At 47.0% G+C, this 18026-nt stretch carries 18 protein-coding genes and 2 tRNA genes; 9 read left to right on the forward strand and 11 right to left on the reverse strand.

The window, feature by feature from the left end; all coding sequences use genetic code 11:
* Nucleotides 1-91 precede the first annotated feature (91 nt).
* A complete protein-coding gene (locus NDK47_RS08625) occupies nt 92-2680 on the reverse strand; it encodes an ATP-dependent helicase (RefSeq protein WP_251874423.1) in 2589 nt (862 codons plus the stop codon).
* Nucleotides 2681-2798: 118 nt separating this feature from the next.
* The gene (locus NDK47_RS08630; protein WP_407653395.1) at nt 2799-4163 is read right to left on the reverse strand and encodes a hemolysin family protein; all 1365 of its coding nucleotides are present in this window, start codon (nt 4161-4163) and stop codon (nt 2799-2801) included.
* 261 nt (nt 4164-4424) lie between these two features.
* Here NDK47_RS08630 and NDK47_RS08635 point away from each other — a divergent pair, with 261 nt between their 5' ends.
* Nucleotides 4425-5060, forward strand: coding sequence for a YitT family protein (locus NDK47_RS08635; RefSeq protein WP_251874425.1), 636 nt, complete (start codon nt 4425-4427; stop codon nt 5058-5060).
* Between the two features lie 31 nt (nt 5061-5091).
* Nucleotides 5092-6021: an MBL fold metallo-hydrolase gene (locus tag NDK47_RS08640; protein ID WP_251874426.1), complete on the forward strand. Its 930-nt coding sequence runs from the start codon at nt 5092-5094 to the stop codon at nt 6019-6021.
* Here NDK47_RS08640 and NDK47_RS08645 read toward each other — a convergent pair.
* Nucleotides 5970-6350 carry a YugN family protein gene (locus tag NDK47_RS08645; RefSeq protein WP_251874427.1) on the reverse strand — a complete coding sequence of 127 codons (381 nt, stop codon included), beginning with the start codon at nt 6348-6350 and terminating at the stop codon, nt 5970-5972. The two genes, NDK47_RS08640 and NDK47_RS08645, sit on opposite strands and share 52 nt — an antisense overlap.
* A 108-nt stretch (nt 6351-6458) precedes the next feature.
* Between NDK47_RS08645 and NDK47_RS08650 the strand changes: the two genes are divergently transcribed.
* Nucleotides 6459-7328, forward strand: a complete 870-nt coding sequence (locus NDK47_RS08650) for a PHP domain-containing protein (protein WP_251874428.1) — start codon at nt 6459-6461, stop codon at nt 7326-7328.
* Here the strand turns inward: NDK47_RS08650 and NDK47_RS08655 are convergent, their stop codons facing one another.
* Nucleotides 7329-7541, reverse strand: coding sequence for a hypothetical protein (locus NDK47_RS08655; RefSeq protein ID WP_251874429.1), 213 nt, complete (start codon nt 7539-7541; stop codon nt 7329-7331).
* Nucleotides 7542-7636: 95 nt separating this feature from the next.
* Here NDK47_RS08655 and NDK47_RS08660 point away from each other — a divergent pair, with 95 nt between their 5' ends.
* Nucleotides 7637-8074, forward strand: a complete 438-nt coding sequence (locus NDK47_RS08660; RefSeq protein WP_251874430.1) for a GNAT family N-acetyltransferase — start codon at nt 7637-7639, stop codon at nt 8072-8074.
* A 178-nt stretch (nt 8075-8252) separates the two neighbouring features.
* Here the strand turns inward: NDK47_RS08660 and NDK47_RS08665 are convergent, their stop codons facing one another.
* The 4 genes from NDK47_RS08665 to NDK47_RS08680 form a co-directional block, all read right to left on the reverse strand.
* On the reverse strand, nt 8253-8750 hold the full coding sequence (locus tag NDK47_RS08665) for an SRPBCC family protein (RefSeq protein ID WP_251874431.1): 498 nt from the start codon (nt 8748-8750) through the stop codon (nt 8253-8255).
* A gap of 29 nt (nt 8751-8779) precedes the next feature.
* Nucleotides 8780-9211, reverse strand: a complete 432-nt coding sequence (locus tag NDK47_RS08670) for a GNAT family N-acetyltransferase (RefSeq protein ID WP_251874432.1) — start codon at nt 9209-9211, stop codon at nt 8780-8782.
* A 149-nt stretch (nt 9212-9360) separates the two neighbouring features.
* Complete coding sequence (locus NDK47_RS08675) at nt 9361-9870, reverse strand: 2'-5' RNA ligase family protein (protein ID WP_251874433.1); 510 nt, start codon at nt 9868-9870, stop codon at nt 9361-9363.
* A gap of 320 nt (nt 9871-10190) precedes the next feature.
* Nucleotides 10191-10895: an alpha/beta hydrolase gene (locus NDK47_RS08680; protein WP_251874434.1), complete on the reverse strand. Its 705-nt coding sequence runs from the start codon at nt 10893-10895 to the stop codon at nt 10191-10193.
* Nucleotides 10896-11115: 220 nt separating this feature from the next.
* Between NDK47_RS08680 and NDK47_RS08685 the strand changes: the two genes are divergently transcribed.
* From NDK47_RS08685 to NDK47_RS08695, 3 genes are all read left to right on the forward strand, one after another.
* Nucleotides 11116-11685 carry a phosphatidylglycerophosphatase A family protein gene (locus tag NDK47_RS08685; protein WP_251874435.1) on the forward strand — a complete coding sequence of 190 codons (570 nt, stop codon included), beginning with the start codon at nt 11116-11118 and terminating at the stop codon, nt 11683-11685.
* A gap of 196 nt (nt 11686-11881) precedes the next feature.
* A tRNA-Ile gene (locus NDK47_RS08690) sits at nt 11882-11958 on the forward strand.
* 35 nt (nt 11959-11993) lie between these two features.
* Nucleotides 11994-12069, forward strand: a tRNA-Val gene (locus NDK47_RS08695).
* Between the two features lie 127 nt (nt 12070-12196).
* On the opposite strand, the gene NDK47_RS08700 is transcribed toward NDK47_RS08695, so the two are convergent.
* The 3 genes from NDK47_RS08700 to NDK47_RS08710 form a co-directional block, all read right to left on the reverse strand.
* The gene (locus NDK47_RS08700) at nt 12197-13132 is read right to left on the reverse strand and encodes a tyrosine-type recombinase/integrase (protein WP_251874436.1); all 936 of its coding nucleotides are present in this window, start codon (nt 13130-13132) and stop codon (nt 12197-12199) included.
* A gap of 33 nt (nt 13133-13165) precedes the next feature.
* Nucleotides 13166-13264: an Arm DNA-binding domain-containing protein gene (locus tag NDK47_RS08705; protein WP_251876065.1), complete on the reverse strand. Its 99-nt coding sequence runs from the start codon at nt 13262-13264 to the stop codon at nt 13166-13168.
* A gap of 48 nt (nt 13265-13312) precedes the next feature.
* Nucleotides 13313-14439, reverse strand: a protein-coding gene (locus NDK47_RS08710; protein ID WP_251874437.1) for an IS3 family transposase whose coding sequence is annotated in 2 segments (ribosomal slippage) — nt 13313-14190 and nt 14190-14439 — 1128 coding nt in all. Because the reading frame shifts where the segments join, the coding sequence is not laid out codon by codon here.
* Between the two features lie 470 nt (nt 14440-14909).
* Between NDK47_RS08710 and NDK47_RS08715 the strand changes: the two genes are divergently transcribed.
* Both NDK47_RS08715 and NDK47_RS08720 read left to right on the forward strand, forming a co-directional pair.
* The gene (locus NDK47_RS08715) at nt 14910-15773 is read left to right on the forward strand and encodes a HamA C-terminal domain-containing protein (RefSeq protein ID WP_251874438.1); all 864 of its coding nucleotides are present in this window, start codon (nt 14910-14912) and stop codon (nt 15771-15773) included.
* Nucleotides 15770-17995, forward strand: coding sequence for a helicase-related protein (locus NDK47_RS08720; protein ID WP_251874439.1), 2226 nt, complete (start codon nt 15770-15772; stop codon nt 17993-17995). Before NDK47_RS08715 ends, NDK47_RS08720 begins: the two co-directional genes overlap by 4 nt.
* The last annotated feature ends 31 nt before the right edge of the window (nt 17996-18026 follow it).

Genomic DNA, 18026 nt, shown 5'->3' on the forward strand with positions numbered 1-18026 from the left:
GACGAAAATGCGGAAGGGAGCCTTTGTCATGTTTCCGATTATTACCAATATGGAAGAGTGGTTGATTTACATGGGAGGCGGTATTGATCGCCTATCGGCCCATTTCGGAGATGAAGCGGGAGAGCCTGGTCTTGCGTCCGAACCGTTCGCGGGGGATGCCGATGCTCAGGGAGTAGCGGGCCCGCGTGATGGCCACGTATAACAATCTCCGCTCTTCTTCGAGTGCGGCCTGATTTCCCTTTCTCACGGCATCCAATGCGTATTCGTGGGGCAGGGAGCCTTCGATTAGATCGGGCAGGAATACGTGGTCAAACTCCAATCCTTTTGCCCGGTGAATACTAAGTACATGTACCCCTTCTCCTGGGAGTGGCTGCTGCTGGCGCCACTCTTTTTCCTGGTTGGCCATCCGGTCCATATACTGGAGAAAGCCAGCTACATGCTCATGTCTCTTCGCTGTGGCGAGCAGCTGCTGCAGTTCATCACTCCAGCTTTCCCGGCGATCATCCCGTTCTTTGGACCGTTTTTTCAGATAATCACGCAGCCGGCAATCTTCGTAGATCAGCTCCAGGGCCTGGGCAGGCGGACAAGCGGCACAGGCTGCCAGCACTTCCCCGACAGATTGCAGATGTTTGCGCTGAAATCCTTTCCAATGCTCCAGCTTTGGTAGTACATGCAAAATGGGCATGTCCTCCAAAATGGCCTGACTCCGCAGTGCATTCCACATCTCCTGGGAAATATAGAGTGTCGGAAGAATCTCTTTCAAGCTGTCGCTGTCGTCCGGATTGAGAGCCAAACGCAAATAGGACAGAACCCAGCGAACGGTTTGCCGCTGGTAGAAGGAGTCCTCCTCTTGTGTATAGTGGAAGGGGATGCCAGCCTCGCTCAAATGCTCCAAAATCGGACGGGCCGATTCATGTGTTCGGTAGAGAATGGCGCATTCACCGATCGGTGTCCCTGTTTCGATCCGATGACGAATCTCGTCCACAATCCGGGCAGCCTGTTCTTCCTCGTCGCCCGGTTCGAAGAGGTAGGTTTCCCCCTCTTCAGAGTGAAAGGAGAGACAGTCCTTTTGCCAACGTGCACGGTTGTGGCCGATCAGGGAGAAGCCAAGTCCGACGATGGAGGAGCGCGAGCGGTAGTTTACCTCCAGCGTAATGGTTTTCGCCTGGGGAAAATCTCGTGTAAAGCCGAGTATGTATTGCGGATCGCTTCCACGAAATCCGTAGATGGACTGATCGTCGTCGCCAATCACGCAGAGATTGTTTTGCGGCGCGGCGAGCAGCTTGACGGTTTCATACTGAATGCGGTTGATATCCTGAAACTCGTCGATCATGACATGCGTAATCCGCTCCTGGTACCGCTGCAGGATTTCGGGATGAGTGAGCAAAAGCTCGTAGCAGCCAATCAGCATATCGTCAAAATCAAACCAGCCTGTGCGTTTCTTTGCCTCTTCATAAAGGGGATACAGAAGCTGTGCCAATCGCTCGGCATCATCGTTCGCCACCCGATGTCCTGCCTGCTCGGGCAGCAGGTATTCGTTTTTCCAGCGGCTGATGATGGCCAGTGCCTCTAGTATCTCGCTTTCTTTGCGCGGACCGATCTCAGGCGGGGCGGCCAATGCCCCGCTTTCGCGCAGCAGGCGCCACTTCTGCCAATCCTTTTTCAGCAGCTTTCGCTGATCCCAGCGGTCGGACTGGTGAAACATGAGCATCCGGTAGAAGATGCTGTGAAAGGTACCCGACACCAGCTCGCGTGCTTGTCCGCCAGGAAGCTGACGGGCCAGCCTTTGCTTGATCTCTTCCGCCGCCTTGGTCGTAAAGGTGACGACCATGATTTGCCGGGGGGAGAGGCCAAGCTCACGGATCAAATGCGATGTGCGGGCCGTCATCACCCGCGTTTTTCCACTGCCCGCCCCGGCCAGGATCAGGAGAGGCCCTTCTGTCGTTTGAACCGCCTCTTTTTGGTGAGGGTGAAGCTGTTCTTCGTGGCGCACTGCCAAATGCTCGATCGTCTTTTTAGGCATCAGCCTTTTGCGATAGAGCGGCGGCTTGGGCGGTTCGGGTACAGTACGGTTGACGTCCGATTCTGATTGGATGCTTCGTTTTTTCGGGATGCGAAAAGAGCCGAGCATTACTTCTTCGGTTTCTGCACTGGCCCCGCGGTCTGCACCGGCTGTAGCTTCTGAGCGTGCCACGGATTTAGCGTTGGCTCCGGTCTCAGCACTTGCCACGGATTTAGCGTTGGCTCCGGCCTCAGCACTTGCCACGGTTTTAGCACCGGCTCCAGCTTCAGCACTTCCCACAGCTTTAGTATTTGCCATGGCTTCCGCACTGGCCGAAGCTGCTACACTCGCTGCGATTTCCGCATCGGCTGTAGTGAATGGTTTCTCCACAGCAACAGCGACTTCTGCCATGACGGAAAAAGCCTGGCGGATGTGAGGCTCTGTATGAGCTGCCAGCAATTCGGCAGGTGGAGCTTCCAATCCTTCCCATTCACAAAGTTGATCCTCGGGATGCAAAAAAGAAGGATCAAAGCTGATCCCTGCTGACAGGCGAAGGGGTGCATCGCAGAGCGGGCAACGCACTTTTTCCCGGCGGGCAGCCATCCGCCAGACGGACAGGTGCTGGTATGTATCGGGCTGCAAGCGGATGATGGTATCGTCTAGCTGAGCAAATTTCATTGTGACACCTCGATATGGAGAGGGTGTTGCGGAATCGCTCCGCACAAGGGAGGAAAGAAGAAGTGCCCCCTGTGTGCAGGGGACACTCGTCTTTGTGTTGTCGATCAGGACCGGGTGATCAGGAATGGGCATGCAACAGGTAATTGTCTTCGTTGTCAGCCAGTTCTTCTTCACCCAGATCGGAGATGCCCACCCGGGTGATGCGGTGGTTTTCCAACTCGGATATGGTGAACAGGTAGTTTTGATACTGAATGGACTTTCCTTCGGCAACTTCCTCATTCAGTTGGCTGTAGAGCCATCCGGCGATCGTATCCACCTCATCCGAATAGATCTCTACGGATATATAGTCGTTCAAATCCGTCAGCAGGGTTTTCCCGGACACGGAGAGCTCATTGTTGGCGCTTTCGATATCAGGGCGCTCATTCTCATCGAATTCATCCTGAATATCTCCCACGATTTCCTCCAGAATATCCTCCATCGTGATGAGTCCCGCCGTACCGCCATACTCGTCGATGACGATCGCCATCTGTGAGCGGCGTTTTTGCATCAGGCGCAGCACATGACTGATTTCCATCGATTCGGGCACCGTCAGCAGAGGACGGAGAAAATCTTTCAGGTCGGCCTTTCCGTTCTTCAAAGCAGAGAGGTAAAAATCCGAGATGTGGACAAAACCGATCAGCCTGTCTTTTTCTTCATGAGCCACGGGGAAACGCGAGTGACGGGATTCCCGCATAATAGCCAGATTTTCCTCAAAGGTATTGTCATCATACAGACAGACCATGTCGATGCGAGGGATCATGATCTCCCTGGCAAGACGCTCCGAAAACTCGAAGACGTTATCAACCAGAGCAAGCTCCGTTTGGTCGATATGACCGCTTTTGTGGCTCTGATTGACCAAAAGGCGAATCTCTTCTTCTGTGTGCGCATGATCGCTCTCGGTAGCAGGCTCGATCCCCAAGCGGCGAATCAGAAACAAGGCTGTCCCATTCAGCATCCAGATCAGCGGATAGCTGAGCTTGTAAAAGAACATCAGCGGTGCCGCCGTCCATAGTGATGTGGCTTCCGCTTTTTGAATCGCCAGCGATTTGGGGGCCAGTTCTCCAAAAACGATGTGCATGAAGGTGATCAATCCAAAGGCAATCGCCAAGGATACAGGTGTAACCAGCACCTGCGGCAGGCCTAAGGACATCAATACGGGTTCGACGAATCGGGATATGGCCGGTTCACCAACCCAACCCAGACCGAGCGAGGCCAGCGTAATACCGAGCTGGCAAGCGGAAAGGTAGGCATCCAACTGCTGTGTTACCTTTTGCGCGTAGACAGCGCTTTTGTTTCCCTCACTCACAAGCTGGACCAGACGGGTTTGGCGCACTTTCACCAGCGAGAATTCTGCTGCCACAAAAAAGCCGTTGAGCAAAACCAAAAAGACAACGAGCAGCAGATTCAGGAGTATCTCCCCTATCGGACCTATCGGACTCTCCAAGAAAGTCTCCACCCTTTCGCAAAATTCGGAAAGGAGGAGATTCACCTCCATTTGTTATTCTCGATATTCTTTTCTACTACGAAATGTACGTTTGTGAATAGAAAAACATTCGTAGGCATGATTATGGATAGTATACCAATAATAAAAGCAAAGAGTCAAAACCATCCGATTTTCTCGTACAGTTTGGACGATTCCATTCATACCGGAAATGCGCCAAACATAGAGATAATCCTGTAACCCTGTCCCAGGGAGGGAAGGCAAATGATGTGGCTACAAAAGGGTGCAGCGATTCTGACAGGCGGCATAGCGATTGCGATCGGAGTCAATCTGTTTCTTGTCCCGCATCGCTTGATGGATGGAGGCATGATTGGAATCGGTCTTCTGGCCAATTATTTTTTTCATCTGCCTCCTGGTCTGGTCATGATCCTGTTTAGTGTCCCCGTGTTTGGACTGGTTTTTGTTTACGATCGCTCCCTTTTTTATCACAGCTTTCACGGGATGCTGATCGAGACGCTTCTGATCGATATGTTTGCTCCTTTGCGAGCATGGAACATTTGGGCCCTGCCATTTTCGGCAGTGGCAGGGGGAGCCTTGATTGGAATGGGAACGGGTTTGCTTTTGGCCTATCGGACCAATACGGGGGGGACGGATCTGATCGCTCAGTTTTTGGCCCGTCGCACAGTCATTCCCGTTGCCCTGTATATTTTCATCATTGACGGCATTATTGTATCAGCCTCGATTCCTGTTATCGGTGCGGAGCGCACGGTCTATTCCTTTATCACCATCCTCGTTGTCGCCATTTTTACCCATCTGATCTACAACATCGGGCAGAAGAAACCGCCATATGTTGTAATTGGACCGCTGGGCAGGGAAGCAGGAAGAAGATGGAGAAACTAAAAGGAAACAGACAGAATCGAGGGAGAAAATCATGGCACAGCACTCGCTTACGATGATTACGGATGGGGTCGGGTATTTTCCGGGAAGTGTAAACATCGGTCTGGTACTCGGACAAACAGGGGCGATCCTGATTGACTCCGGATTGGATACACAGACGGCCAAAAAGATAAAAAAAGGGCTGGACCAAATCGCCCAGCCACTAAGCGCAATCGTACAGACTCACGCCCATGCCGACCATTTTGGCGGCAATGCATATCTTTTATCCTGCTGGCCTGAGGCCAAGGTGTATGCTCCGCCATTGGAAGAGGCCGTCATCCGCTATCCGCTTCTTGAGCCCATCTATTTGGGGATGGGAGCCCAGCCTTTGGAAGAGCTGCGGAACAAGTTTTTGCTCGCGGAGGCTTCCCGTGTGGATCACCTTTTGCCAAACGAAGGGCCAGTAGAAATTGACGGTGTCCTGTTTCAAGTCATCTCCCTTCCCGGACATAGTTGGAATCAGGCAGGACTGGCTGTGGAGAACATTCTCTTTGCTGCAGACAGCTTTTTCGGCGAAGAGACGCTGCACAAGCATAAGCTGCCCTTTTTAGTGGATGCGCATGAAACCCTGCTCAGCCTGGTCAAGCTCCTGGAATCGAATTTCCGCGGCTATTTACCCGGTCATGGTCCCTATACCACCTCACCGGAAGCGGTGTTGACCGCGAATATCCACTGTCATCGCCGGCTCTACAGGATGATCGAAGAGGCTCTGACCGAGGAGCGGACCTTGGAGCAATGTCTGGCAAGCGTCTGTGAGCGTTTACAAATTTCCATAGAGAACGCGACGAGCTACGTGCTATATCGCACCGCTTTGATGGGGTATCTCATTGGTTTGCTAAAGGAAGAGCGCGTCAGTTACCGCTTTTTTGCCAATCAATGGCTCTGGGGAAAAGCAGCTCTGGCACAGGATGGTCTCGATAGATAGTCGCCTATTTCGGCCAGCTTGTGCTCGGCAGCTTCCCGTATTTCCTTGGGAATGATAAGGAGATCATCGATTGTCGTGTTGAGGTACAGCTTTGCTTCCAGATAGGGGTGGCCCAATTTGACGGTCATTTCACCGGTGTCGGTCGGCCTGCTGGTAAAGTTGGCGGGAATGCGGAGAAAATAGGAACTGCTGGTGGCTGAGTCGTAAATCTCCACATGGTAGGTGGGATCGTCACCGCCGGTAGGGGAAAAGCCTTGCTGCCGCAGCATCTTGTCGACGTAAGAAAGCGGCTGGACGACACCAGTCAGGTTTTTGCTTTTTAACCGCATGGACATCCTCCTTGGCTAACGCTTTATGAATGCGTTTTGCCTAATCATATGAGGGGGAGCTCCAATTCAGAAGTGACAGACAAGGAGAAAGAAGGAGAGAAAACTTTGATGAACAAACGAGCAGACCTGCATACGCATACACGGGCATCGGACGGGACCTGTGAGCCGCAGGAAAATGTGCGCCTGGCACAGGAAGCGGGATTGGCCGCCGTCGCGATAACCGATCACGACACCGTAGCAGGCATCCCTGAGGCATTGAAAGCAGCCCAGAGAGGGGAGTCTGCTGCGGCGGTGGAGGTCATCCCCGGCGTTGAGGTAAGTTCGGTGGCGCGCGGTCAAGATATTCACGTCCTGGGCTATTTTGTGCCGTATGAAGACGAGGCCTTTCACGAAAAGCTGCGTGGATTGCGCGAAACCCGGCATGAGCGCAATAAGCTCATGGTTGCACGCTTGCAGGAGCTGGGCATCCCGATCACGTTGGAAGGCGTCTATCGGCGAAAGACGGGGGAGGATAAAAACATCGGGAGACCGCATATCGCCGAAGAGTTGATCGAGCTGGGCGCGGTGAAGTCCATCGATGAGGCTTTTGCCGTCTATCTGGGGAAAGAGGGCAAGGCCTATGTCAATCCTCCGCGCATCTCGCCTCAGGAAGCGATCACGCTGATCAAGGAAGCAGGCGGTGTGGCTGTTCTGGCCCATCCCGGCTTGTACGACGACGATGAGCTGGTGAAGGAGCTGATCGTCTTCGGTTTGGACGGAATCGAGGTCTGGCATCCCGATAATATGCGGGAGCAGCGGGAGCTCTATCAGCGCTGGGCGGAAGAAAACGGGCTCGTGATGACGGGCGGCTCAGATTTCCACGGTTGGCGCGGCGAGGAGCCGTTCCATGCCATGCTCGGAAGCCATACGGCCCCCTATGATGCAGTGGAGCGGATCAGGGAGATCGCGAAGAAAAGAAAGCAGGCGAGTTTTGGCTGATTAACGAGTCAGGTCATTTTTTGCATGCTCCGTTTCCCGGCTCTTTTTATCCAGATAGATCTGGCTGTCGATGCTGTAGACATGGCCGATCGCTGTCAGGATGGTGATCAGGAAAAAGATCAATCCGTAGGCAAACATGAACTGATCCATCCAAAAACAAATGATGATCGCCGTCAGCAAAAGAAGAATGGCGGTCCAAGCGATTTTTTTCATGGCACCCTCCAGTGACTTTCCGTTTTTTGGTATATACGACGGGAGAGGGGAGCGGTTTCATGTGAAAGAAATAGAGGGAAAGGATTTAAAGAGGAATGGAAATCAAAAAACCAAGCGAGGCTCAATTCGAGGAGATTTTGCAGCGATCTCCCCAAGCCTTATATGAAGGAACCAGGGGCAACGCACGTCCATCAGATGAAAAGGTAAAACAACTCATCTACCCTCTGTTGGAGAAAGGCGGCTACTATCTGGCGGCGACTGAGGGCGAAACACTCATGGGGTGGGTTCTGCTCGGACCTGCGAAGGACCATTTTACGGACGCAGAGTATGGCTTTCTCTATGAGCTGTATGTCATAGAGGAATTCAGGGGAAGAGGCCTCTCCAAGCATTTGATGAAAGAAGCCATCGAGCAACTGAAACAGAAAGGGTACCCGGAAATTCGATTGGGTGTTTTTGCCGGGAACCCTGCGGCACAGCTTTATGAACAACTGGGTTTTACAGTGCGGAATATGGTGATGAGCTTGCCTTTGTAAGGGAATATTGTAAAAAAGAGAACCCGCTATCGCTTTTCAGATAGTGGGTTTTGTTCTACTTTCGGAAAGTTTGATTTCGCTAACGCATTAAATGATGAAAGTATAAGAAAAACTAAAGCTCTCGCTATTTGACTTGGCGATAAGCCAAGTTTTTCTAATGACCGGGCAACACGGGAGATCAGGAAGCATCTGTTGCGGAGTTCTTGATATCACTCAGGGCCTGGACATATTTTTCGTGCCAGGTTTTCCATACTTCGAACCTGGATTCCATGGTTCTGCCATCGAGAAGCGCTTCAATGACATCCAGACAGACATGCCAACCGGCCAGGTCCTTCGCCGTATGGTCGGTAATTTTCGTGAGCTCCTCCTGGAATACCAAGAAACAGCCATCTGGCTCCGGTGAGAGTTCAAAGCGGACCAAGTCATCCGCCCAGGTGTATTCCAGCAGGGAATGAATTTGCAGACGAGTGATGTTCATTTTCTCAAAGGTACCGTCTCCCATGTCGAAGAGAATGGTACCTCCCTCGCGAAGCTCTTCCACACGCAGTTCCGGAAACCATTGCTTCAATTTTTCGTTGTCGGTCAAGTACGACCACACTTCTTCCACAGAATGCTTGAGTCTGCGTTCGAAGCGGGCGAAGTAACCATGCTCCGTTCTGTCTATGGAAGCCAACATGAGAAGCCCTCCTTTTCAGGATATTGATACTAGCTTGTCCAGCTTTTTTCCATGGCAATATGCTCAATTCCCGCTTCTACAAAAACGGACCCGATCGGTGTGTAGCCCAGCTTTTCATAGAAAGGCTGCGCGTGGGTCTGGGCGTTTAATTTGAGGCCCTTATTTCTTTGTCGTTTCGCTGTTTCTTCCATATACAGCATCAGCAGCCGGCCTAAGCCTGTGCCTCTCTCGCTCTTGGCAATGGCTACACGCTCTACTTTGGAAATTCCCGGGGAATAAGGGCGGAGCCGGCCTGCTCCTACAGCCACTCCCCCGCGATAGACGACAAAATGAAGGGTCCCGGAGCCGATCCGGTCATGCTCGTCGATCTCAATCTCCTGTGGCACCTGTTGCTCTTTTATGAAAACATCGTGTCTGACAGACAAGGCATCTTGCAATTGCTGTTCTGTCTGAACTTCCATTATTTGGCATTCCTCGCTACTCTGTTCTACGCGTTTCAACTCGTTTGTCTGATTCAATGCAGTTCTTCCTTTCGATACGTCAAGTCTGGATGGAAAAATGGAAAGGCCCTTCCGCAAAGGGAAGGGCATATGAAGATTTCTCCCGGCTCTTACTTTTTCAGCAAGAAGGTTTGGTGCACGCTCCAGATGCCATCCTCAAGCTCGTAAACCAGGTGGAAGCGATCAATTTCCGAGTCGAGATCAAATTTGACCATGCTGAGCTGCCCAGTAATGTCCCGCAATTCATCGTTGGAGAGCTCACGTCCGATGGTGAGATGCGGTACGAAGGCATAGGCTTCTTTTTCCTGGAAGACTCGTTCCAGGATTTTTTCGTGAAGTTGTTCGAATGGTTCTTTGTTTTGAACCGCCAAGTAAATGACATTGTTAGTCGGATGGAACGACGATACCCGATGAAACTGGGCAGTAAAGCTCTCGGTTGAGTTCGCGACCAGCTCCAAATGACTTACCAGATGAGGCAGCTGGGATTCATCGAGTTCAAACGCCTCTTTCAGGCGAATATACGGCGGAATTAAGGAGTATGCAGGATCGTAACGTTTTCGGTAGGAATTGGCCACTTCTTGCACCTTGCTGGATGGAAATACTACGATACTGTACTTCATTCGAATCCCTCCTCTATCATTTTTTTCGGCGTTGGGCAAAAACGAATAAACTTATTTTAACAGAAAATTCTCCATTTGTGTAATGTTATGCGCCGGCCCGTATATTCCTCTCAGCTAGGGACAGACTGTTAAGGAGCAGGGAGGTGCTTTCTACAGGCATGAAAACAGCTATGATGATCATTTTTATTTTCCTTGTTCTTCTGCTGCTGTCCCTCCTTACCTTTTCCCTCATCACTGCCATTCGGAAAACCGAGTTCGATGAGGCATTGGTCTCCCCGGGAAAAGAGGAAGGTCCTCAGGAAGAACAAACTTAGGTAAGTTTACCCGAAAAGGCCAAGAAGAATGCGCCGCAGGTTTGCTTGCCAATAGCCCCAAGTGTGGTCACCCGCAAAGGTCTTATAGGCCAGGGTGACCGTTTTTGTTTGCAAAATGTCGCGCAGGCTCTCGTTGCTTTGCAGCAGATTGAGGGGGCCGCGTTTTGTGTCTACAGCGGTTTCTTCGAGTCCCACCTCCAGGTAAATGTGTAGGGGAACAGTTAGGTCGATCTCCCGCACTCGTCGGTTGAGCTCGTCGTCCATCGCAGCGGACTGGCAGGCAACCTGGCCAAAGGTATGCGGATAGGAGAGAGCGGTAAACAGGGAAACGACGCCACCGAGTGACTCCCCGAGCAGCGTTCGCGCCGAGCCAAGCGGATGGGTCGAGTAGCGGCTGTCGATCGCGCCGACCACCTCGTCGGCCAGAAAGCGCAGGTATGCCTGGTGCTGCCCCCCGTCCGGATGGTACCGGTCGTACCGCAGGGATTTGTCCACCGGAAGAAAAACGGCGATCAGGTCTGGAATTTCTTTCGCCTGGTGCATTTCTTCGAGCAAGGTAGCCAAGCGGCCCATGGACAGGTAGTCTTGTCCGTCCTGGACGTACAGGACGGGGTAGGAATAGAGCGGGGAGTAGCGCTCGGGCAAGTAGACGAGAAACTTCTCTTGCGTCCCCAGGTGCTTGCTTGCGAGGATCAGTTCTTCAAGGGCCACTGTGTCGTCCTCCTTTGGGCTTTGGGTTTTATTATACAGGATGGAGGGGGATGAGGGGGAGAGGTAGAGGTAGAGGTAGAGCCTTGCGGCTCAAGGTTGGTGGGTGGAGGAAAGAGGGGCTGGTCTGTGTTTGACTAGCGAAGATTGTCGCAATTTTGTCTCCTTGTGATACTATGATAATTGAATGACGTCACTTATCGGTGGAAGGGGTTGTCAACAGATGAAGAAGCAAGTACACAGCAGCGAAGTTAGAAAAGCCGCGCTGGATCGACTGGCAGAACGCGGTGTGCGCGTAGAGGATATTGCTGAGATCGTCTACCTGATGCAGTCGCCGTATCATCCCGACCTGACCATGGAACCGTGCATCGAGAGCGTAAAAGCGGTATTGGAAAAAAGGGAGATGCAGCACGCCATCCTCGTCGGTATCGAGCTGGATACTTTGGCTGAGAGGGGAATGCTGTCTGAGCCGCTTCAGTCCATTATTGCGGCGGATGAGGGCTTGTTTGGCTGCGATGAAACCCTGGCGCTCGGTTCGGTGTTCGGGTACGGGAGCATTGCTGTCACGACATTTGGCCATTTGGATAAGCATAAAATGGGTGTCATCAAGCAGTTGGACACTAAGACGGCAGGTGGCAAGGTGCATACTTTCCTCGACGATCTGGTAGCGAGCGTGGCCGCCAATGCCTCCAGCCGGATGGCTCACCGTCTCCGGGATGAGCAGGAGGAAGCGGAAAGACTGCACAACGAAGAGATTCGCGTAGAAGGCAAAGCGGTGGATGAGGCTGGTTGAGTTTTAGCAACTTTGTGGGGGAGAAGAAGGAATAAGTTGGGGGGCATCCCTTTCGGGATGCTCCGTTGGATTTTGGGTGGTTTTAGAAGGAAGTATGATGGTGGTAAAAATTTTTACTGGAATTTTTGATTTTCCTCTTGAAAACGGAAATGAAATCCTGTATATTAAATCTTGTGATCGACGTCCGGTACGATTCGGGCCCTTAGCTCAGTTGGTCAGAGCGGTCGGCTCATAACCGATTGGTCGTAGGTTCGAGTCCTACAGGGCCCACCATTGAACGCTTTGGTGACATCACAACTATATCCCATGATCCGGTAGCTCAGTTGGGAGAGCACCATCTTGACAGGGTGGGGGTCGCTGGTTCGAACCCAGTCCGGATCACCATATAACGAATGTTGAAACCCTTGATTACCAAGGGTTTTTCTTGTTTTATATCGGTAATTTAACCCAGCTCAAAGCAAAAGAACTGGGTCAACAACCGTCTTTGGTGCCATTTTGGTGACATAGCTCATCAAGCTTGTTTTTTGAACAAGGCTTGGCTTATTGCATTCGCTGCCTCGACCTGCATGCTCGGCTGAATATGACTGTACGTGTCAAGAGTCATTCTCGTATCAGTATGGCCTAAGCGATCAGCAACTACTTTGATGTGAATCCCTTGTTTAAGCAATAAGGTTGCATGCGTATGTCGCAGATCGTGGAAGCGGATCGGAGCCACTCCAGCTTGCTCGATCAATCGTTTCCAGGTTCTCGTTAGGTTACGCGGGATAACTGGCGTACCGACTGATGTACATACAACCAGATCGTGGTCCACATACTTGTCTCCTGCTTGTAGTTTCTCCTGGATGATCAGGCTTCGGTGCTTCCTTAATGCTAAGAGAGTTTCAGTCGGGAGGTGTATGGCGCGGATACTTGATTTAGTTTTTGCTTCGGTTTGCAGCTCCTTACCGTCATGGCTTAGTGTCTGACTGATACTCAAGCTGCAATTTTCAAAATCAAGATCCTTCCAACGGAGACCGAGAATCTCTCCCTGCCGCATTCCTGTAGTAATTGCAAGAAGGAAGGCAACGTATAGACGTTCTTCTTGTGCTGTAGCAAGAAATTTTTCTACCTCATTTACATCCCATACCTTCATTTCCTGTTTGGAAATGCGAGGCTTCTCCACTAACTCCATGGGATTACGTGCTATCATATCCAGTTTCTTAGCCTTTTCCAGCGATCCGTTCAGCACGTCGATGACCTTTTTGATATAGGAAGTAGCAAACCCTTTTTCACACAAGGAGTTCACAAACTTCTGAAGTGTAAAAGGGTTGAGTTGTTGAATGGATAGTGTGCCAAGTTCGGGAATGATATGTGAGTTGCAGATCGTCACATAGTTCGTGAACGTCTGTCTCCTAACGCTATTTCGTTTGTTTTCAAGCCATTCTGTCAGGAAGTCCTTGAAAAGCATCTTTACAGGCTCAATATAGGAGCCTGAGTTGACCTAGTTGATGACCTTGGCTAGTGCGGCTTCGGCTAGCTTCTTTGTTTCAAAACCCCGCTGCTTCTTCCGTTTGCGCTTATCATCGGCTCCTTTTCCCATATCCACGACAAAGTACCACAAACTTCCTTCTGGATTGTCAACACCAAACTAGACAGATTTCTTAAGTGCAACTTCTTTGTACGCTATAGGACTCAGATAACCTAATGTGGAATGAATCCTTGTTTCGTTAAACCATTTTATATAGATTCCCAGCTCCTTTTTTAACTGAGCTAACGATTCAAACTGACGATTTCTCACGAACTCCGCTTTGATCAGCTTAAAGGTTGCCTCTGCCACTGCATTATCATAGGGGCAGCCTTTCATACTTAGTGAGCGTTTGATATTGAACGTATTGATCACATCATCAATCGTAAGATTTTTAAACTCACTGCCACGATCCGAGTGAAAAAGCTGAATTTGGCGCAGATCTCCTTTTACGCTTGCAAATGCTTGATAGACGAGTGCGGCATCTTTGAATTTTCCGCAGCTGTGACCGATAATCTCCCGATTAAACAAGTCCACAAGCAAGCAAATATAGTGCCATTTGTTTGCGACTCGAACGTAGGTCAAGTCACTCACAACAGCTTCGAGAGGTGCTTCTTTCACAAACTCGCGATTCAGTTCGTTCTGAATTGGCGATTCGTTACATGACGACACATTCGGTTTATACTGTGCAACCGTGTAGACCGAAACCAGAGCGTTTTTCTTCATCAAACGTCCAATGCGCCGTCTGGAAACCGTCAGTCCCTCTTTGTGAAGTTTTGCTTTGATCTTTCTTGCTCCATAAACGCGCTGATTCTCTTCAAAAATACGGATAATTGCTTGTTCCACCTCATCATCATCGATAGATGATGGCTCTTTACTCTCGTAGTAGTAGGTACTCCGATTGACCTGGAGGATCTTGCACATGGCCAATACGGAATACTGATGAGCGTTTTGCTGGATTACCATTATTTTCGTCCGAAGATCAGCGCCGCTTGCTTTAAAATATCGTTCTCCATCTTCAGTCGTTGATTTTCCTTACGTAGCTGAAGTAGCTCGTTTTGTTCATCTGTACGGTTATCGCTTTCTTTGAAGGAACCGGTGGTTCTACTCTGTTTTACCCAACGATCAAATGCAGATGCACTCAGATCGTATTCTCTCAAAATATCTGCACGTGGTTTGCCGTTCTCATAAAGTTGAACCATTTGCTGCTTGAACTCATCTGTAAATGCTCGACGCTCACGTTTAGCCATGACATTCTCTCCGTCCTTTTTCGATTTGTTTCTAATCTACTAGACCTTAAGAGAACTGTCCAATTCAGTGTAGCCGATTCACCATTTTGGATATGAGAGGTTTGAATGCCGCCTTTACTATAGAGGGTGGCTTGTTATTGTTTATAGAAGCCCTTAGAAAACTTTACAGAACGTCGTAGTATAGAGGGGTGGGTGCCGAATGATTTGCTTTTGTTATTGCTATGAAGTTTACCCTCGTTTTGCCTACAGTAAATTTTTCTGAAATAGCTGTGTACGTACATCTTTTTCATAGACATAAAAAATTCCAACTGTAGTTATCTAAATTTTCATATAATATAAAGAGTATTTTACACTCTAAAATGACGCTATTCCTAAAAATATTTGGGACTTTTGGTGGGATTTAGAGGAAAATAACCTTTTTTGTCGAAAGTCTATTGGCAAAACCTTCCTAGAACACTGGAGGACCAGCCATGAAGCAACTTAAAATAAGAGCTAAAAATCTAATTTATAAATTTGATGTTAGTCATACATTTGTAAAAACAGAAAAGACAGCAATGACTCTTAATTATGAGGATGGAAAATATCGGCAGAAGGAACTGGTTAGAATTATCAGAGAAACAGTCGTTCATTTTGCCTTAACTAAGGAAGAGATTCGAAAGTATAAAGAGGATGATGATTTCGGCGAGATGCAAAGGAAGGCTTGGGAGCGAATTTCAAAAGCTCATAAAAACTCGAAAGGTGATTTTGGGGAGCTATTACTCTTCATATTGCTAAGTATATTCTTTCCATCAGAGAAATTTGTGACAAAGGTTAGACTACGAAGTTCGACAAAGGAACAGATAAAAGGATTCGATTGTGCCCATTTTTCTATTGAAGATGGAGAGGTAATTCTATGGCTTGGTGAAGCTAAATTTCATAATAGGTTTAGTAATGCTATTAGTGGGGCGATTGATTCTATAAAGGAACATTGCAATATCGACTACCTTAGGGATGAAATAAGCATTTTAGGTTCCAATATTGAATTAAATGAAGAATTTCAAGAATATGAAAAAATAAATAATATACTCAATGGTGGAGTTACTTTAGATAAAATTAAAATAAGAATACCAGTTCTATTAACATATGACTGCAATGTAATTCCTAAACATCAGGATATTGAAGATGCACTATTTATTGAGGAGATGACCGAAGAGTTCATAAGTAAATATAAAAACATTGATTCACAACAACTCTCTCTAAAACCAAATATTGAAGTTTTATTTATTATTGTCCCATTTGAATCAGTAAGTGAAATTAAAGAAGAAATTCAAAAATTGGAAGAGGCGATGAGATGAATCCGTTTATTAGCAAGGAAAAATTAGAAATCGCCAAAAAATTACTAGATAGATTAAAAAGATATGATGCTTTAGAGAATAAAGAATTCAGGACTATTTTGGAAACGGCTTATTATTTATTGTCATCTAAAGATGATGAATACTATAATTTAGGGCTATCGATTATTTGTCATGTGGCTGAGAATAGGCCTACCGATGAATTTGTTCATCAACTACTCTTTGATTGTATTATTGAATCAAGAGTATTTCTGTATCATCAGATGTATAAAAAGTTGGATAGTAAATATGGTGAAACTATTGAACATGGGTCTTTTGACATGTTCAGCGAATCGTTTTACACACTAAACACTGGAACAGTATTGACACGCGACCAAAAACGTGTTTTTGAAGATTTTAAAAGGTTTAGAAGGCTTGTTGTTAGTGCCCCAACATCATTTGGAAAGTCTAGAATTATCTCAGAAATAATAACGCATAATTCATATAACAATATTGCAATTATATTACCGACAATAGCATTGTTAAACGAAACATATCTGTCATTAAGGAAAAATCCAGCAATTAGTCTAAGATATAAACTAATCAATACTCTAACTCAATCTTTTGGTGATTCTAGTAATATTTTTATCCTCACACCGGAAAAAATGGACCTCTTGTTAGATTCATACCCACAATTAAATATAGATTTTTTTACAATGGATGAGATATACAAAATACAAGATGATGACGACAGAAAGCATGTGTTTACTCATTGCTTGTATCGCCTTTCCAAAATGAACGCCGATTTTTATTTAATAGGACCTTATTTTCAAGATTTCAGTAAAAAGTTTTTAGAAAGAACAAACGCCAAATTTAGAAGATATTCGGCAGAAATTGTCCAAAAGGACACAATAGATATTTCAGTTATTAATTATCATGAAGAATTTAATGTTTCCACACATAAATTTAAGAAATTAAAAGATAATGATAGAAATTTAATTAATATTGCCAAAAAAGTTGACGGGCAAACACTTGTATATTTGGGACGAAAAGATACGGTTGAAACAAGAGCAAAGAGACTTGCTGAAAAACTAGAAGGCTCTGAACAAAGTAGTGAACTTATAGATTATATTAAAACAACAATTAATGAAGATTGGTCTTTAGTTCACTGTCTACAAAAGGGGGTTGCTTTTCACCATAGTGCAATTCCTAAGTACATTCAAACAGAGATTGTAGACGCCTTTAATAATGGAAGTATTGACATACTTGTTTGCACATCAACTCTTACAGAAGGGGTAAACACGTCTGCCAAAAATATTATGATTTTTGATAATACAAAAGGTGATAAACCATTAACTGGATTTGATGTAAAGAATATAAAAGGCCGGGCAGGAAGATTTTTGTCCCATTTCGTAGGTAGGGTAATTGCTTTGGAACCACTAAGTGAGGAGAAAGATAAAGAGAGCATCGATTTTAGTTACTATGATAATAAAAGCCTCTCTCCTGAAGAAGCGATTCAAGTAGACAAAGGTGATTTATTTGATGAAAATTTAAAAAATAGAAACGAAATGGAAAAAGTCTTAGGAGAGTGGAATATTCCAATTGAATTAATTAAGAGAAATAAATTTATTCCTATTCATAATCAAGTTTCATTAATTAACGAATTACGGTGCGATCCCAATATTATGCCATATCTATTATTTGCATCTATCTATCCCAAAAAAGAACAGTTTAATTTGATATTGTTCTTATGCCATCGTCACTTGTTTAACGATAAAGATAAGAATGATAGGAATTTCTGGTTGGGTAATCTAGGCAGGCTAACAAAATTTTATATTTATCGCTCACCTTCTCTGAAAGAATTAATAAACACTCAGAACGGTAAAAGTATCGATACAAAAGTGCGTAACGCATTCGCACTAATAAGTAAATATTTTGAGTTTGCATTACCAAAATATTTTTCTACTTTCGAACAAATCTTCAATTTTGTCTATCGAGAGAAATATGGTGTTCAAGATGCGATTAGCTTAAAAGCCCTTATTACGAAGTTAGAATTTGGCTACGTTGATAAGCATGAAATTGCTCTTAAGGAAGCGGGAGTACCAGTGAATATTATCAACAAGATATCTAATGGGTTTCTTGATTGTGATAGTATTGACAAAATTAAGGCTAAATTAGCTTTGAATCCAAATTTAACAGGGAACCTATCACAGTATGAAAAAAGGATTTTGGAAAAGTATATTTGATTCAATTGTTTTCTAATTAAAATTTATCTTA

The organism is Brevibacillus ruminantium (genome assembly GCF_023746555.1).
GTDB classification, from domain to species: Bacteria; Bacillota; Bacilli; order Brevibacillales; family Brevibacillaceae; genus Brevibacillus; species Brevibacillus ruminantium.

Excerpts from the sequence above, each read along its gene's own strand:
- NDK47_RS08670 (WP_251874432.1), bottom strand. The coding sequence starts at position 9,211 with ATGGAAGTTCAGACAGAACAGCAATTGCAAGATGCCTTGTCTGTCAGA.
- NDK47_RS08700 (WP_251874436.1), bottom strand. The coding sequence starts at position 13,132 with ATGCTTTTCAAGGACTTCCTGACAGAATGGCTTGAAAACAAACGAAAT.
- NDK47_RS08650 (WP_251874428.1), top strand. The coding sequence starts at position 6,459 with ATGAACAAACGAGCAGACCTGCATACGCATACACGGGCATCGGACGGG.
- NDK47_RS08665 (WP_251874431.1), bottom strand. The coding sequence starts at position 8,750 with ATGTTGGCTTCCATAGACAGAACGGAGCATGGTTACTTCGCCCGCTTC.
- NDK47_RS08625 (WP_251874423.1), bottom strand. The coding sequence starts at position 2,680 with ATGAAATTTGCTCAGCTAGACGATACCATCATCCGCTTGCAGCCCGAT.
- NDK47_RS08645 (WP_251874427.1), bottom strand. The coding sequence starts at position 6,350 with ATGCGGTTAAAAAGCAAAAACCTGACTGGTGTCGTCCAGCCGCTTTCT.
- NDK47_RS08635 (WP_251874425.1), top strand. The coding sequence starts at position 4,425 with ATGATGTGGCTACAAAAGGGTGCAGCGATTCTGACAGGCGGCATAGCG.
- NDK47_RS08660 (WP_251874430.1), top strand. The coding sequence starts at position 7,637 with ATGGAAATCAAAAAACCAAGCGAGGCTCAATTCGAGGAGATTTTGCAG.
- NDK47_RS08640 (WP_251874426.1), top strand. The coding sequence starts at position 5,092 with ATGGCACAGCACTCGCTTACGATGATTACGGATGGGGTCGGGTATTTT.
- NDK47_RS08705 (WP_251876065.1), bottom strand. The coding sequence starts at position 13,264 with ATGGGAAAAGGAGCCGATGATAAGCGCAAACGGAAGAAGCAGCGGGGT.
- NDK47_RS08675 (WP_251874433.1), bottom strand. The coding sequence starts at position 9,870 with ATGAAGTACAGTATCGTAGTATTTCCATCCAGCAAGGTGCAAGAAGTG.
- NDK47_RS08685 (WP_251874435.1), top strand. The coding sequence starts at position 11,116 with ATGAAGAAGCAAGTACACAGCAGCGAAGTTAGAAAAGCCGCGCTGGAT.
- NDK47_RS08720 (WP_251874439.1), top strand. The coding sequence starts at position 15,770 with ATGAATCCGTTTATTAGCAAGGAAAAATTAGAAATCGCCAAAAAATTA.
- NDK47_RS08655 (WP_251874429.1), bottom strand. The coding sequence starts at position 7,541 with ATGAAAAAAATCGCTTGGACCGCCATTCTTCTTTTGCTGACGGCGATC.
- NDK47_RS08715 (WP_251874438.1), top strand. The coding sequence starts at position 14,910 with ATGAAGCAACTTAAAATAAGAGCTAAAAATCTAATTTATAAATTTGAT.